The organism is Pseudomonas sp. StFLB209 (genome assembly GCF_000829415.1).
Classification (GTDB): Bacteria; Pseudomonadota; Gammaproteobacteria; order Pseudomonadales; family Pseudomonadaceae; genus Aquipseudomonas.
Window position 1 is genome coordinate 4,252,258 of sequence record NZ_AP014637.1, and the last position, 15,631, is coordinate 4,267,888.

Here is a 15,631-nt window from a genome sequence, read left to right on the forward strand (position 1 = left end):
CATTATCCGATGTTCCCTTTCAGGCTGGGGAGGGTGCCACGGGCGATGGCGGCCAGGGCGAAGGCCGCCCCGCAGACCAGAATGATGGCAGCGCCGGAAGGCACCGGCAGGTCGAAGACGATGGGCAGCAGGATCCCGCACAGGGTGCTGAACGTGGCGATCAACACCGAAATCCAGAAAAAGCCCTTGAGCGACTGGCTCAGCAGGCGGGCCGCCGCTGCCGGAATGACCAGCAGGGCGCCGACCAGAATCGCGCCGATGACTTTTACTGCCGCCACGGTGATCAGGGTTACCAGCACCACAAACAGATAGTCCAGCAGCTTGACCGCCACGCCGCGCACCGCAGCCAGTTGCGGGTTGAAGCTGGCCAGCATGATGCGGTTGTAGAGCGGCAGGCTCAATCCCATGACCAGCGCGCCGACCACGGTCAGCACCAACAGGTCGTTGCCATTGACGGTCAGCACCGAGCCGAACAGTACGTTTTCGAGGATATGCACGTTGATCTTGCCGGCCAGTACCAGCAGCAGGCTGGCGCCCATTGCCAAGGATACCGACAGAAATACGCCGATCAGCGTGTCTGGCGTCAAGCCGGTACGGTTGCGTAAATAGTTGAGCACGATGCCGAACAGCAGGCAGTAGGCGAACAGGCTGCCGTACGGGCCGGTATAGGGCTCGCCGAGCAGGATGCCGATGGCCACGCCGGTCAGGGCGGCGTGGCCGACTGCTTCGGAAAAGAACGCGAAGCGCTTGACCACCACCAGGGTGCCCAAACCGCCCAGCACCGGACCGATCAGCAGGCCGGCCAGCAGGGCGTTGACCACAAAACCATAGGCCAGTGCTTCAGGCAGATAGCCGGAACTGGCGAGGTCCTGAACGAACAGGCGAAAGTTCTCGTAAGACATCACGCGTCACCCCCGCTGCTGCGTGGCTGGGCAGAAAACAGCGTGAGCAGCCGCTCCGGGGTCAGTGCAGTCTGCGCCGATTCATCGAACAGCACCCGGCGATTCAGCCCGGTGACCCGATCAGCCAGGCGCTTTACCGCGGCCAGATCGTGCTCGATCCACAGCACTGTGATGCCGCTGCGTCGCCAGTCGGCAAGCAGCCGTTCGAAGACCTGGATGCCCGGTTCGTCGAGGGCTGACATGGGTTCGTCGAGCACCAGCAGTTGCGGGCTGGGAATCAGCCCCTGGGCCAGCAGCACGCGCTGGCGCTCACCACCGGACAGCGCGCCCATGCGTCGCTTGCGTTTGTCGTGCATCCCGACTCGCTCCAGCGCCTCGCCGATGGCGGCGGCGTAATGCCTGGACAGGCCGAGAAAGGCCGGGCGGCGTTGGCACATGGCGGCCATGAAGTCTTCGACGGTCATCGGCAGGCCACGGTCGAACTCCAGCGCTTGGGGCACATAGCCGATCACGCCTTGCGCGGCGGGCCATTGCAGGCTGAGTTGACCCTGGTGCGGCATCTGGCCGAGCAGGGTTTTGATCAGCGAGCTCTTGCCGCCGCCGTTGGGGCCGACCAGTGCGTGGATATTGCCGGGTTCCACCGCGAAGCTGATACGGTCAAGAATCACCGTGCGGCCCAGGGTCAGGCTGACCTGGTCGAATTCGATGGCCGGGCCGTTGCGGGTCCGCTGGATCTGTTCGGCTGCGGTCATGCGCCACTCTCCTGAATGGCCCGGACCACGGTGTCGAGGTTGCCGGTCATGTCCTTTTCATACTTGTCGGCGGTGTACTCGCCGTAGGAAATGTGCGACAGCGGGTAGAGTTTCACACCGGACTCGCGCTGGATGGTATCGACATAGCTGGAAGGGAAATCCATTTCGGAAAAGATCACCTTCACGTCCAGCTCGCGCAGTTGGTCGATGGTTTTTTTCAGCTGGCTGGGGCTGGGTTCGATGCCGTGGGCCGGCTCGACCACTGCGGTGACCTCCAGACCAAATTCGCGCAGCAGGTAGTCGTAGGCGGCGTGCACCGTCGCCACGCGCAACTCGGCATTGGGTGCCTGGGTCAGCTTGGCCAGGGCGTCGGCACGCATCTGCCGCAGCCGCTTGGCGTAGGCCCGGGCGTTGGCGGTGTAGGTCTTGGCGTTGTCCGGGTCGAGCTTGCCCAGTTCACGGGCAATGTTATTGACCTGGGCGATCGAGGCGCTGATCGACAGGAAGGTGTGCGGGTTGACCACCTTGCCGGCGCCGCGGGCGGCAATACCGGTGGCGGCCAGTAGCGGTACGTCGGCGTTCGCTTCGATCACCGGGACCTTGGGATTTTCGCTGGCCTCGATCATGCGGTCAGCGAAATCGTCGTGGCCCACGCCGTTGAGCACGATCACGTCCAGCGAGCCGATCCGTTTGATATCTTCGGCGCGAGGTTCGTAGGCGTGCGGGTTGAAACCGGCCGGGATCAGCGGCACCACCTCGGCCTTGTCGCCGACGATGTTGCTGACATAGCTGTAGTACGGGTGCAGGGTGATGCCGATGCGCAGGCGTTTGGCAGCCTCGGCGCTGGCTAGTGATGGCAACGTGATGGCGAACAGGCCGGCCAGCAGGACGCCCAGCAGAGGGCGACGGGGGAGCGAAATAGGCATGGTCAGGCGATCTTCTGTGCGATGAGTGCGTGGGTTCAGTGCCGATGCTGACGGGTGACACCCGCATCGAACTGGCTAACGACCTGCTTCCAGCCAGCGGCGATCAGGCTCGCGTCGCTCAGGTCGGAGGGGGCGCTGAGGCGCGCGTTACGGTTGATCCAGATGTCCGCCGGGGCGTCGGCAGTTTGCTCGGCGTGGCGCTGGTTGCGCAGCAGAAACGAGCCGGCCACCTCGCTGGCCTGGCTCAGGCCCAGCCAGGCGTCACCGGCCATCTGCCATTGATGCGCACCACGGGTGGTGGCGCTGACATCCTGCACGAACGGCGGCAGGCCTTCTTCAGCCAATTGCTCAACGCTCACCGGGGTTTGTTGCTCCTGGGCCAACAGACGGGCCTCATCGAGGCTTACCCGCAGGTCGGCATAGATGCCTTGCTCGGCGGCATTCAGGTCACGGCGGGCATCCAGTTGATGGCTGGCCACGGCCTCGGGCTCATGGCTTTCACCGCGCAGGCCGATCACCGCGCTGGCCACCGCGAGAATCAGCAGGCAGGTCAGCAGCACGTAGAGGGTTTCATGCCCGGCGCCGGCCGGGCGGACAATCTGGCGCGTCTGGGTACTCATCGGGAGGCGATATCCGCCTGGTCGATTTCCACCACGTGGCCGGGACCTGCGTCAAACAGCACGTAGAACTCGGCTGCCGGCTTTTTGAAGGTCAGGGTCGAATCGTTGCCCAGTTTGCCGGGCAGCAGGATGGTCTCGTCATAGCCGATCACATCCAGGGTCACGCCAGCGGCTGCGCTGCCGTCGGAGAAACCGCCGGTGCAGCGGATGTTCTCGCTGTCGATCTGCTCGCATTCACAGATCGGGTTATGCGCCAGGGCCGTACCGCTGACGCCCAGAATCAGCAGGGCACTTGCCGCGACGCGGCGCAGGGAAAATAAACTCATTTTTTGGCTCCTTGGGTTTTCAGCCAGGCCACGGTTGCCGGAGAGGCTTGTGCAAGGGGGATGGAGGCTTGATGGACGGCACCGTCCCAGCCTTCCATGGTGATCCACAGCTCGGCATCAAGCGGGCTGTTCTCGGGAATCTGCATAAAGGCACCCATGCGATAAGCCGGGCCGAAGAAAATCGCGCCGGCAGTACGCAGGCTGCGCGGCTTGCCGATGCGCAGGTAGGTGGCTTTGACCTGCTCGGCGCATTCAGTGCACAGCGCGGCATTGAAGCTCTTCATGTAGCCGACCGGCGCATCCAGGCGCGGCGCTTCATCGCGCAGTTCGGCCAGGCGCAGACTCCAGGGACCGACCTGGACCTGACCGATATCGCGCTGGCCAAGGCCGGCGTCGCCGCGAAACAGTGCCGCATCGGCAAAATACTTGGGCATGAACCCCAGCGGAATCAGGATCAGCAAAACATTGATGTGGAAGCGCCACTTATGCCAAAGACGGCTCAAGGGCGAGCGTTGCTGTTGCACGGTTGCAGCCTTGCTCACAGGGAAGTCTCCGCAGGTACGTGGGGCACGGCAGGCTCGGGCCTGGCCTTGGCCTGGTTGGCGGTCTTGGCCTCACGCTTGAGGGCGTTGAGGGTTGCCAGCGCGGTGCGCTTGCTCCAGATCAACAGGCCGCTGAGCACCATCATGCTCAGCACCAGGCCGAAAAACGCCCAGATCAGCTTGATCCAGATACCGCCGAAGTCGCCGGTGTGCAGCGGGCGCATCGACTCTGTGACGAACTCGATCTTGTTACGGTCCGACAGCAGATGGGTCGACGCCACTTCACCGGTGTAGGGGTTGATCTCTGCGGTCTGGAACATCAATGGGTACCAGCTGCGACCGGCGATGCTCATGTTGCTGTAGGCGTTGAGTGGCGGGCTGATGAAGCTGGCTTCAAGACCCGGAATATGCTGTTGGGCGATTTCCATCGCCTTGTCCAGGGAGATCATCGGGACTGGCTTGCCATCGGCGGTCAATGGCACCGACGCGTGTGGCAGGATCGAGGCTGCCGGTGCGCGGCTGGACAGGCTGATATTGTTATCGCCCAGAATGGCCTGGATCAGGAACCAGATACCGGTCACCGAAATGACCAGGATGAACCAGATCGACCAGATGCCGCTCAGGCGGTGGAAGTCGCCCCAGAAGATCCGTGCGCCGTGGTTGAAACGCAAGGTCGGCTTGAAAAAGCCTTTCCAGAATTTTTTGTAGACTACCAGGCCGGTGATCAGCGACACCAGCATCGGAATGCCCAGCAGCGATACCAGATACCAGCCCCAGGAGTAACCATTGGTGAACGGCACCAGCCACCAGCCATGCAGGGCGCGGGTGAATTGGCGGAAGTCGAACGACGCGGCAAAGCCCTGGATGGCCCCGGTGTAGGGGTTGACGTAGGCATTGGTGGTGCGACCCTCAGGAAAGGTAACCCGCACATTGAGGGCGAAGTAGTCCCCGTCGGGCTGCGAAATGAAGCCTACATTCAGGTTGGGTTCGTTCTGTTTGATGGTGTTGCGGATCTGTTCGAAACTCAGCCGCTGTGCGTCGTCCGAAGGTGCCGTGGCGCGAACCTCAGGGTAGGCCAGCCACACGATCTCCTTGCTGACCACGGCCAGGGTGCCGGTCACGCACACGATCAGGACAAAAAACCAGATAGGCAACGCCACCCAGCTGTGCACCAGGAACCAGATTTTTGAGCGGGATTTCTTGGACATTGGAAGCAGGTCTCGATTCACGGGTCGGAGCCTTCTGAAGCGAGACTCCGGTAGACGCCATTTGGCCGCAACGATAGCAAACGCAGCCGGTGTATCTAGATAAAGACGAATGAGAACGAAATACCCGCATCCAACATTGGCTGAAATATGTAAAAAAATATTTCAAGAAGGGTGGGGTAGCCGCTAAATGGGCTGGCAAGGTGCCGCAGGCATCAATGGATGCCTGCGGGGAGGGAGGTCAACGGCAGTGCTTAAAGCACCTGGATAATCGCCTCGCACACCTGATCGATGTTCTTCTGGTTCAGCGCAGCGACGCAGATACGTCCGGTGTCCAGTGCATAGATACCGAACTCGTTGCGCAGACGCTGGGCCTGGGCGGCGGTCAGCCCCGAATAGGAGAACATGCCCTGCTGGCGAGCGACGAAACTGAAGTCCTGGCCGACCGGGTTGTTGGCCAGGCGCTCGACCAGCGCTTTGCGCATGTCTTTGATGCGTACACGCATTTCAGCCAGTTCTTCTTCCCACATCGCCCGCAGTGCCGGGTCGTTGAGAACGGCGGCAGAGATGATTGCGCCGTGGGTCGGCGGGTTGGAATAGTTGGTGCGGATCACACGCTTGACCTGCGATAGCACCCGGCCGGTTTCTTCTTTGGAGGCGGTGATGATCGACAGCGCGCCGACCCGCTCGCCATACAACGACAGGGACTTGGAGAACGAGCTGGAAGCGAAGAAGGTCAGGCCTGAATCGGCGAACAGGCGCACGGCAGCGGCGTCTTCGTCGATGCCCTGGCCGAAGCCTTGATAGGCCATGTCGAGGAATGGCACGTGGTTTTTCGCCTTGACCACTTCCAGGACCTTTTTCCAGTCGTCCAGGCTCAGGTCGACGCCAGTCGGGTTATGGCAGCAGGCGTGCAGGACGATGATCGAGCGCTCTGGCAGGTTCTGCAGGTCTTCGAGCATGCCGACGCGGTTCACGTCGTGGTTGGCGGCGTCGTAGTAGCGGTAGTTCTGCACCGGGAAGCCGGCGGTTTCGAACAGCGCGCGGTGGTTTTCCCAGCTTGGGTCGCTGATGGCGACGGTTGCGCCCGGCAGCAGTTGCTTGAGGAAGTCTGCGCCGATTTTCAGCGCGCCGGTACCGCCGACCGACTGGGTGGTCAGTACGCGGCCGGAGGCGATCAGCGGCGAGTCGGCGCCCAGCAGCAATTTTTGCACCGCCTGGTCGTACGCGGCGATGCCGTCGATTGGCAGGTAGCCGCGTGGCGCATGCTGGGCGACGCGGATCTCTTCGGCCTTGGCCACCGCGCGCAGCAGCGGGATGCGCCCGTCTTCGTCACAGTAGACACCCACGCCCAGGTTGATCTTGTTGGTACGGGTGTCAGCGTTGAATGCTTCGTTGAGGCCCAGGATAGGATCGCGTGGTGCCATTTCGACAGCGGAGAACAGGCTCATTGTTTGCGGCGGCTCTGAGTAGGAAGAAGAAAGGACGCACGCTCCGGTCCGAATGCCCCAGAGCAGTGCACAAACGGGGAATGAGTATAGTGAGCAACGCCGGATACGGCGACGGCATCCGGTGGGTTTTTTCCAAATATTTCGCTTTTTTGACCGTTACTTTTGTTGAACCACCGACAGCCACCGGCCTCAATCCTTTATCAGGGGTGCAAACGCTATCAAAGGGTGTATATCCTTACAGGTGCGGTCGAGCAGGCCGTGATATTTTTCGCAAGCGATCACCCAAGAGGCCGGTCATGTCTGAGTTCCAGCTCGTTACCCGTTTTCAACCTGCCGGCGACCAGCCTGAAGCCATCCGCCTGATGGTCGAGGGCATTGAGGCCGGGCTGGCGCACCAGACCCTGCTCGGGGTAACCGGCTCCGGCAAGACCTTCAGTATTGCCAACGTGATTGCCCAGGTGCAGCGCCCGACCCTGGTGCTGGCGCCGAACAAGACTCTGGCAGCGCAGTTGTACGGGGAATTCAAGGCGTTCTTCCCCAACAACGCAGTGGAATACTTCGTTTCTTACTACGACTACTACCAGCCTGAAGCCTATGTGCCGTCGTCGGATACCTTCATCGAGAAGGACGCCTCGATCAACGACCATATCGAGCAGATGCGGTTGTCGGCGACCAAGGCATTGCTGGAGCGCAAGGATGCGATCATCGTCACCACGGTGTCGTGCATTTACGGTCTGGGCAGCCCGGAAACCTATCTGCGGATGGTCTTGCACATCGACCGGGGCGACCGGCTTGACCAGCGCGAGCTGCTGCGCCGCCTGGCTGACCTGCAGTACACCCGTAACGACATGGACTTTGCCCGCGCCACCTTCCGGGTGCGCGGTGATGTGATCGACGTCTACCCGGCAGAATCCGATCTGGAAGCGATCCGCATCGAGTTGTTCGACGACGAGGTCGAAAGCCTCTCGGCATTTGATCCGCTGACCGGTGAGGTCATCAGCAAGTTGCCGCGCTTCACGTTCTACCCCAAAAGCCACTACGTCACGCCGCGCGAGACCCTGCTCGAAGCGGTCGAGGGCATCAAGGTCGAACTTCAGGAACGACTCGAGTACCTGCGTGGTGCCAATAAGTTGCTGGAAGCCCAGCGCCTTGAACAACGCACCCGTTTCGATCTGGAAATGATGCTGGAGCTGGGCTACTGCAACGGTATCGAAAACTACTCGCGCTACTTGTCCGGCCGTCCGGCCGGTGCGCCGCCGCCGACCCTCTATGACTACCTGCCGGCCGATGCCCTGCTGGTGATCGATGAGTCTCATGTCAGCGTTCCGCAGGTCGGTGCCATGTACAAAGGCGACCGCTCGCGCAAAGAAACCTTGGTGGAATACGGCTTCCGTCTGCCATCGGCGCTGGATAACCGGCCGATGCGCTTCGATGAGTGGGAGGCGATTAGCCCGCAGACCATCTTCGTTTCTGCAACGCCGGGGCCTTATGAAGAAGAGCATGCCGGGCGGGTGGTCGAGCAGGTGGTGCGACCGACCGGCCTGGTCGACCCAGGGGTGGAGATTCGTCCGGCGCTGACCCAGGTCGATGATCTGCTCTCGGAAATCCACAAATGCGTGGCCGTCGAGGAGCGCGTGCTGGTGACCACCCTGACCAAGCGCATGGCCGAAGACCTGACCGATTACCTGGGCGATCACGGGGTCAAGGTGCGCTACCTGCACTCGGACATCGACACCGTCGAGCGGGTCGAGATTATCCGTGACCTGCGGCTGGGCACCTTCGATGTGCTGGTGGGCATCAACCTGCTGCGCGAAGGTCTGGACATGCCCGAAGTGTCGCTGGTGGCCATTCTTGATGCTGACAAGGAAGGCTTTTTGCGCTCTGAACGCTCACTGATCCAGACCATCGGTCGGGCTGCGCGCAACCTCAATGGCCGGGCGATTCTGTATGCCGACCGGATGACCGGGTCGATGGAGCGGGCGATCAACGAGACTGAACGCCGCCGCGAAAAGCAGGTGGCGTTCAACGAGGCCCACGGCATTGTGCCCAAAGGTGTGTCGCGGGAAGTTGCGGACATTCTCGAAGGCGCGGTGGTGCCCGGTGCACGCAGCAAGAAACGCAAGGGCGCCGCCAAGGCGGCCGAAGAGCAGGCGCGGGCCGATGGGCAATTGCGCTCGCCAAGCGAAATCACCAAGCGCATCCGCCAACTGGAAGAGAAGATGTACCAGTTGGCCCGCGACCTGGAATTTGAAGCGGCGGCGCAACTGCGCGACGAAATCACCAAACTGCGCGAGCGGCTGTTGACCGTGTGACATTCCCTGTCATGCATCGGTAGGAGCGAGCTCGCTCGCGAAGCTTTTTTTCGCGGCTAAAGCCGCTCCTACGGTGTGCGCTGGAGCCACGAGGCTCCGGCCTGCTAATATCCCCGGTTTGATCGACCTGAACCGGAACTATCCATGACCACTGTCCGTACCCGTATCGCGCCGTCGCCTACTGGCGACCCTCACGTCGGCACTGCCTATATCGCGCTGTTCAACTACTGCTTTGCCAAACAGCACGGCGGCGAGTTCATCCTGCGCATCGAAGACACCGACCAGTTGCGCTCGACCCGTGAGTCCGAACAGCAAATCTTCGACGCCCTGCGCTGGCTCGGTATCGAGTGGAATGAGGGGCCTGACGTGGGTGGTCCGCATGGTCCGTACCGGCAGAGCGAGCGCGGCGATATCTACCGCCAGTACGCTCAGGAACTGGTCGACAAAGGGTACGCCTTCCCGTGCTTCTGCACTGCTGAAGAACTGGACCAGATGCGCGCCGAGCAACAAGCCCGTGGCGAGACACCGCGCTATGACGGTCGCGCCCTGCTGTTGTCGCCTGAAGAGGTCCAGCGCCGCCTGGCTGCTGGCGAGCCGCACGTGATCCGCATGAAGGTGCCGAGCGAAGGCGTGTGCGTGGTGCCGGACCTGCTGCGTGGCGACGTCGAGATCCCGTGGGACCGCATGGACATGCAGGTGCTGATGAAGGCCGACGGCCTGCCGACCTACTTCCTGGCCAACGTGGTCGACGACCATCTGATGGGCATCACCCACGTGCTGCGTGGCGAAGAATGGCTGCCATCGGCACCCAAACTGATTCTGCTTTACGAGTACTTTGGCTGGGAACAGCCGCAGCTGTGCTACATGCCGCTGCTGCGTAACCCGGACAAGAGCAAGTTGTCCAAGCGCAAGAACCCGACCTCCGTGACCTTCTACGAGCGCATGGGTTTTATGCCCGAAGCCATGCTCAACTACCTGGGGCGGATGGGCTGGTCGATGCCGGATGAGCGCGAGAAGTTCACCCTGCAAGAAATGGTCGACAACTTCGACCTGTCGCGTATCTCGCTGGGCGGGCCGATCTTCGATATCGAAAAACTGTCGTGGCTCAATGGCCAGTGGTTGCGTGAACTGCCGGTCGAGCAGTTCGCGGCGCGGGTCCAGCAGTGGGCGCTCAACCCTGAATACATGATGAAGATCGCCCCGCATGTGCAGGGCCGGGTAGAGACCTTCAGCCAGATTGCACCGCTGGCCGGGTTCTTCTTTGCCGGTGGCGTGACACCGGATACAGCGCTGTTCGAAAGCAAAAAACTGTCGCCTGAGCAGGTTCGGCAACTGATGCAGTTGATCCTCTGGAAGCTTGAGTCGCTGCGCCAATGGGAAAAAGACGCCATCACCGCCTGCATCCAGGCAGTGGTTGAGCATCTGCAACTCAAGTTGCGTGATGCCATGCCATTGATGTTCGCCGCCATTACCGGCCAGGCAAGCTCGGTATCGGTGCTCGATGCCATGGAGATTCTCGGCCCGGACCTGACGCGCTTCCGTCTGCGTCAGGCGCTGGACCTCCTTGGCGGTGTATCGAAGAAAGAAAACAAAGAGTGGGAAAAACTGCTGGGCGCCATTGGCTGAGCGGGTTTGGCAATACCTGAACACGGCTGCCAGAGTTGTTTCTGGTGGCCTTGCGGTAAGCTGGTTTGTGGGGCGGGGCAGGGCAGGTAAGTGATTGTTCTGTCGAAAAAAGTTTTTGATTTTTCGCGAAAATAAATTTGACAGAACATTTAATCGCTCTTAATATGCGCCCCGTCCACTGATGTGGGGCTATAGCTCAGCTGGGAGAGCGCTTGCATGGCATGCAAGAGGTCAACGGTTCGATCCCGTTTAGCTCCACCAAATTAAAGGTTCAGAGTCATCCAGCAATGACTTTGAATCGATCGGCGCAAGCCGGTCATGAAGGTTTTGTCCCCTTCGTCTAGTGGCCTAGGACACCGCCCTTTCACGGCGGTAACAGGGGTTCGAGTCCCCTAGGGGACGCCATTTTCATTGGGTCAGGCGCAAGTCGGGCTCCGCCGCAGGGCGTAAAATTCGGGGCTATAGCTCAGCTGGGAGAGCGCTTGCATGGCATGCAAGAGGTCAACGGTTCGATCCCGTTTAGCTCCACCAATTTGCCGGGTTCGCTCAATTGCGAATCTGACTGAAGGTTTGCGTCCCCTTCGTCTAGTGGCCTAGGACACCGCCCTTTCACGGCGGTAACAGGGGTTCGAGTCCCCTAGGGGACGCCAGATTTATAGATGAAGAGTTAATGAGTGAGGCGCAGGCCGAACTCCGCCGCAGGGCGTAAAATTCGGGGCTATAGCTCAGCTGGGAGAGCGCTTGCATGGCATGCAAGAGGTCAACGGTTCGATCCCGTTTAGCTCCACCAATTTGCCGGGTTCGCTCAATTGCGAATCTGACTGAAGGTTTGCGTCCCCTTCGTCTAGTGGCCTAGGACACCGCCCTTTCACGGCGGTAACAGGGGTTCGAGTCCCCTAGGGGACGCCAGGTTTAGAGATGAAGAGTTATTGGGTAAGGCGCAAGCCAAGCTCCGCCGCAGGGCGTAAAATTCGGGGCTATAGCTCAGCTGGGAGAGCGCTTGCATGGCATGCAAGAGGTCAACGGTTCGATCCCGTTTAGCTCCACCAATTTGCCAGGGTTCGCTGAACTGCGAATCTGACTGAAGGTTTTGCGTCCCCTTCGTCTAGTGGCCTAGGACACCGCCCTTTCACGGCGGTAACAGGGGTTCGAGTCCCCTAGGGGACGCCACAATTTTCCGCTTATGCGGGCCCAAGGGTCATTCGAATGTTGAATGGCCCTTTTGTTTTTCTGGCGTCCCGATTTTCCTCCCGACGCCGTCTGCGGCTCTGGGCCGCGCTTGCTACACTGCCTGCGATCAACGCCATTACCGCAGGAGCACGCATGGTCTGGGACCAGTCAACGCCCTTCATCATCGATCTTAACGTCGCCGCAGAAGATATCGACGGTCTGGGTCATGCCAATAACGCTGTGTACGTCACCTGGCTGGAGCGCTGCGCCTGGCGGCACTCTCAGTATTTGGGCCTGGATTTGACCGAATACCGTCGGCTCGATCGTGCCATGGCGGTGGTCCGCCATGAAATCGACTACCTGGCCAGTGCCTACGAGCATGACCAGTTGCAATTGGCGACCTGGATCGTGGATTGGGACAAACGGCTGAAAATGACCCGGCGCTTTCAGCTGCGTCGCCCGGTCGATGGCGTGACCTTGCTGCGGGCGCAAACCACCTTTGTCTGTATCGAGTTGTCCAGCGGGCGGCCCAAACGCATGCCGCAGAGTTTCATTGATGGTTACGGCGCAGCGATCCGCCAGGACGGCATTTCCAATCCCGGCGTTGACCAGTAAACTGCCGGACTTTTTTCGAGTGTGACCCATGCAAATTGCCCTGGCGCCCATGGAAGGGCTGGTCGACGACATCCTGCGCCATGTGCTGACCCAAATGGGTGGCATCGACTGGTGCGTGACCGAATTCATCCGGGTCACCGAACGGCTGATGCCCGCCGCCTACTTTCACAAGCTTGCCCCTGAACTGCACAACGGTGCCCGTACTGCATCCGGGGTGCCGATGCATGTGCAACTGCTGGGTTCTGACCCGGTGTGCCTGGCGGAAAACGCCGCGTTTGCCTGCGAGTTGGGCGCGCCAGTACTCGACTTGAACTTCGGCTGCCCGGCCAAGACCGTCAATCGTTCGCGGGGCGGTGCCATTTTGTTGCGTGAGCCTGAGCTACTGCACAGCATTGTCAGCCATGTGCGCCGTGCGGTGCCTGCCGATATCCCGGTCACCGCCAAGATGCGGCTGGGCTATGCCGACACCGATCAGGCTCTGGATTGCGCCAGAGCGCTGGTTGACGGCGGTGCGGCGCGCATTGTGGTGCATGCCAGAACCAAGGTCGATGGCTATAAGCCGCCGGCGCACTGGGAATGGATCGCCCGCATTCAGGAGGTGGTCAAGGTGCCGGTGGTGGCCAACGGCGAAATCTGGACCGTCGAGGATTGGCAACGCTGCCGTGAAGTCTGCGGTGCACAGGACTTCATGCTCGGTCGCGGTCTGGTGGCGCGACCGGATCTGGCGCAGCAGATCGTCGCGGCGGCCGCCGGTCAGCCCGTGCAGCCGATGAGCTGGGACGCGCTACAGCCCATGCTGCGCGAGTTCTGGGCGGCGTGTCTGGTCAAGCTGACACCCTTGCAGGCCCCTGGCCGTCTCAAGCAGTGGCTGGTGCTGTTGACCAAGAGCTACCCTGAAGCCACTGCGATGTTCGGTCTGCTGCGCCGCGAAACCGATTGTGCGCGTATCAGTGATCTGCTCGGTTATCAGCCTCAGTCCTGAGCGCTGTCAGGGTCAGCCCTCGGTGAGCGGCTGCAAATGGCCCTGCAGGCGTAGCAGGGCCTCGAAGGCCGGGTCTTCAAGCGGCTCGCTGAACAGGTAACCCTGATACACGTGGCAGCCGGCCTCTTGCAGAAAGCTCAGTTGGTCAGGGTGCTCCACGCCTTCGGCGATGACGTGCAGGGCCAGGCTTTGGGCCATGGCGATGATTGCGCGGACTATTTCGGCGTCATTGGGGTCGGTGGTGGCGTCGCGGACAAATGACTGGTCGATCTTCAGTGTGTCGATCGGCAGGCGCTTGAGATAGGTCAGCGATGAATAGCCGGTGCCGAAGTCGTCCATGGCAAAACTGATGCCCAGTTTTTTCAGGCGCTGCATTTTGTCAATCGTGTCGTCGATGTTCTGGATCACCATGCCTTCGGTGATTTCCAGCTTGAGCATGCTGCCGGTCAGTTGCCAGGTCAGCAGGTGGTGTTCGATACGCTCGACGAAGTCGCTCTGGTGAAACTGTCTTGGGCTGATATTAACGCCCATTTTGAAGCCATGGCGGTCGATCAGGCCGCGCCGCAACAACTGCGAGCAGGCTTTGCAGGCCTGTTCCAGCACCCGCCCGCCGACTTCCAGAATCATCCCGGTTTCTTCCAGCACCGGCACAAATTGCGCAGGGTTGAGCAGGCCGCGCTCAGGATGCTGCCAGCGCACCAGTGCCTCGGCGCCGATGATGCGCTGGCTGCGGGCATCGACCTGGGCCTGATAGCACAGGTAGAACTCGTTGCGCACCAGCGCCAGACGCAAATCATTTTCCAGTTGCAGGCGTTCTACCGCCGCTTGCTGCATGCGCGGGTGGAACAGCTGCGAGGTGTTGCGGCCCGAATCCTTGGCGCGATACAGGGCAATGTCGGCGCGCTTGAACAGGTCGGCTGAATGGGTGCCATGATCGGGAATCAGCGCAATCCCGATGCTGGGGGTGACTTGCAGGCGATGGCCATCGAGAAACATCGGTTCGGCGAGCAACTGGCGCAGCGCATCGGCCTGTTCGCGGATTTGCCGCGTCACCTGTTCACGGCTGCCTGCCAGGCCGCTGATCAATACCACAAACTCATCGCCGCCCAGCCGCGCGACCGTGTCTTCCTGGCGCACGCTGGCTTCCAGGCGCGCCGTGATGATTTTCAGCACGCTGTCGCCGACCGGGTGGCCTAGCGAGTCATTGATGTGCTTGAAGTGGTCCAGATCAAGAAACATCAATGCGCCGCGCAACTGGTGATGGCGCAACAGCGAAACCTGCTGGTTGAGGCGGTCGGTGAGCAGTGCGCGGTTGGGCAGGTTGGTCAGCGGATCGTGGTAGGCCAGGTGCTGAATCTGCGCCTGGGCATTCTTGAGCTGGGCGATGTCCCGGGCGGTAACCAGCAGGCAATCGACCCCGTCGAGGATCATCGGCTCGACACACATGTCGAGGATCAGTTGTTCACCCAGTTTGTTGCGCCAGAGCATTTCCCGATGATGGATACGACCATGCTCCTCCAGGTAGACGATCATCTGTTGACGCTGCTCGGCGCTGCCCCAGACGTTGACTTGCGCGGCCGTACGTCCCAGCACTTCGTCGGGGCGATAGCCGGTCAACTGGCAGAAGCCCTCGTTGACCTCCAGATAGCGGCCGCTCTGACGTTCAGTGATGGTGATCGAGTCGGGGCTGGAGTAGAACGCCCTGGCAAAGGTATCCCGGGTGTTCTGCAAATCGCTTGCCGGGGCCAGCTCGCTGATATCGCGCAAAATGCCCAGCAGCCGCAGCGGGTTGCCCTCGCTATCGCGGTGCAGGCGCACCCGCGTTTCCAGCCGGCGCGGGCTGCCGCTGGCCGATTCGACACTGTAGGTGCTGAGCAACTGCGGGGTCTGAGCTTCGATCAGCGTGCGGCAATCGTGCAGCAGGCGTTGCCGCTCGGCTTCTGGCAGTGGCGCAAAAAACGTTTCGCAGGGCTGTGATCGCGTTTCGGCCGACCCGCCATGCAGTTGTGCGGCGCGTTGGTCGGCTTGCAGCTGGCCGCTGGGGATATGCCATTCCCATAGCCCAAGCTGCGCCGCCTCAAGGGCCAGTTGCAGTTGTTCGCGGGTCTGCCTGAGCGTCTCTTGCAGGGCTTCCCGGCTTGGGGGCTGCTCGGACAACTGCAACGCCATACTGTCCATTGGGTCGGGCATGAGATCACGAGC

At 61.1% G+C, this 15,631-nt stretch carries 13 protein-coding genes and 8 tRNA genes; 12 read left to right on the plus strand and 9 right to left on the minus strand.

Features of this window, described 5'->3' with window-relative positions:
- Positions 1-2: 2 nt before the first annotated feature.
- The 8 genes from PSCI_RS19115 to PSCI_RS19150 form a co-directional block, all read right to left on the minus strand.
- Positions 3-902, minus strand: a complete 900-nt coding sequence (locus PSCI_RS19115) for a metal ABC transporter permease (RefSeq protein ID WP_045490056.1) — start codon at positions 900-902, stop codon at positions 3-5.
- Positions 902-1,654, minus strand: a complete 753-nt coding sequence (locus tag PSCI_RS19120; RefSeq protein WP_045490058.1) for a metal ABC transporter ATP-binding protein — start codon at positions 1,652-1,654, stop codon at positions 902-904. Before PSCI_RS19120 ends, PSCI_RS19115 begins: the two co-directional genes overlap by 1 nt.
- Entirely contained in the window at positions 1,651-2,580 is a 930-nt protein-coding gene (locus tag PSCI_RS19125; protein ID WP_045490060.1) for a metal ABC transporter substrate-binding protein, read from the minus strand. Before PSCI_RS19125 ends, PSCI_RS19120 begins: the two co-directional genes overlap by 4 nt.
- Before the next feature lie 35 nt (positions 2,581-2,615).
- Positions 2,616-3,200, minus strand: coding sequence for a DUF6162 family protein (locus PSCI_RS19130; protein WP_045490062.1), 585 nt, complete (start codon positions 3,198-3,200; stop codon positions 2,616-2,618).
- On the minus strand, positions 3,197-3,526 hold the full coding sequence (locus PSCI_RS19135; RefSeq protein WP_045490065.1) for a hypothetical protein: 330 nt from the start codon (positions 3,524-3,526) through the stop codon (positions 3,197-3,199). The genes PSCI_RS19130 and PSCI_RS19135 overlap by 4 nt, the downstream gene beginning before the upstream one ends.
- Positions 3,523-4,068, minus strand: a complete 546-nt coding sequence (locus PSCI_RS19140) for a hypothetical protein (RefSeq protein ID WP_045490066.1) — start codon at positions 4,066-4,068, stop codon at positions 3,523-3,525. Before PSCI_RS19140 ends, PSCI_RS19135 begins: the two co-directional genes overlap by 4 nt.
- Entirely contained in the window at positions 4,065-5,276 is a 1,212-nt protein-coding gene (locus PSCI_RS19145) for a PepSY-associated TM helix domain-containing protein (protein WP_045490068.1), read from the minus strand. The genes PSCI_RS19140 and PSCI_RS19145 overlap by 4 nt, the downstream gene beginning before the upstream one ends.
- Before the next feature lie 251 nt (positions 5,277-5,527).
- Positions 5,528-6,724 carry an amino acid aminotransferase gene (locus tag PSCI_RS19150; RefSeq protein ID WP_045490070.1) on the minus strand — a complete coding sequence of 399 codons (1,197 nt, stop codon included), beginning with the start codon at positions 6,722-6,724 and terminating at the stop codon, positions 5,528-5,530.
- A 296-nt stretch (positions 6,725-7,020) separates the two neighbouring features.
- On the opposite strand from PSCI_RS19150, the gene uvrB reads away from it, so the two are divergent.
- From uvrB to PSCI_RS19210, 12 genes are all read left to right on the plus strand, one after another.
- Positions 7,021-9,036, plus strand: coding sequence for an excinuclease ABC subunit UvrB (uvrB, locus tag PSCI_RS19155; protein ID WP_045490072.1), 2,016 nt, complete (start codon positions 7,021-7,023; stop codon positions 9,034-9,036).
- 144 nt (positions 9,037-9,180) lie between these two features.
- Positions 9,181-10,662 carry a glutamate--tRNA ligase gene (gltX, locus tag PSCI_RS19160; protein WP_045490074.1) on the plus strand — a complete coding sequence of 494 codons (1,482 nt, stop codon included), beginning with the start codon at positions 9,181-9,183 and terminating at the stop codon, positions 10,660-10,662.
- A gap of 185 nt (positions 10,663-10,847) precedes the next feature.
- A tRNA-Ala gene (locus PSCI_RS19165) sits at positions 10,848-10,923 on the plus strand.
- Positions 10,924-10,991: 68 nt separating this feature from the next.
- Positions 10,992-11,067 (plus strand) — tRNA-Glu (locus tag PSCI_RS19170).
- A gap of 50 nt (positions 11,068-11,117) precedes the next feature.
- Positions 11,118-11,193: transfer RNA gene (locus PSCI_RS19175), tRNA-Ala, on the plus strand.
- Positions 11,194-11,236: 43 nt separating this feature from the next.
- Positions 11,237-11,312 (plus strand) — tRNA-Glu (locus PSCI_RS19180).
- Positions 11,313-11,376: 64 nt separating this feature from the next.
- Positions 11,377-11,452, plus strand: a tRNA-Ala gene (locus PSCI_RS19185).
- A 43-nt stretch (positions 11,453-11,495) separates the two neighbouring features.
- Positions 11,496-11,571, plus strand: a tRNA-Glu gene (locus PSCI_RS19190).
- Positions 11,572-11,635: 64 nt separating this feature from the next.
- A tRNA-Ala gene (locus tag PSCI_RS19195) sits at positions 11,636-11,711 on the plus strand.
- 45 nt (positions 11,712-11,756) lie between these two features.
- Positions 11,757-11,832, plus strand: a tRNA-Glu gene (locus tag PSCI_RS19200).
- A gap of 153 nt (positions 11,833-11,985) precedes the next feature.
- Positions 11,986-12,447, plus strand: coding sequence for an acyl-CoA thioesterase (locus tag PSCI_RS19205; RefSeq protein ID WP_045490077.1), 462 nt, complete (start codon positions 11,986-11,988; stop codon positions 12,445-12,447).
- A gap of 28 nt (positions 12,448-12,475) precedes the next feature.
- A complete protein-coding gene (locus PSCI_RS19210) occupies positions 12,476-13,429 on the plus strand; it encodes a tRNA dihydrouridine synthase (RefSeq protein ID WP_045490080.1) in 954 nt (317 codons plus the stop codon).
- Between the two features lie 12 nt (positions 13,430-13,441).
- Here PSCI_RS19210 and PSCI_RS19215 read toward each other — a convergent pair whose 3' ends face one another.
- Positions 13,442-15,619, minus strand: coding sequence for a putative bifunctional diguanylate cyclase/phosphodiesterase (locus tag PSCI_RS19215; protein ID WP_045490082.1), 2,178 nt, complete (start codon positions 15,617-15,619; stop codon positions 13,442-13,444).
- Between the last annotated feature and the right edge of the window lie 12 nt (positions 15,620-15,631).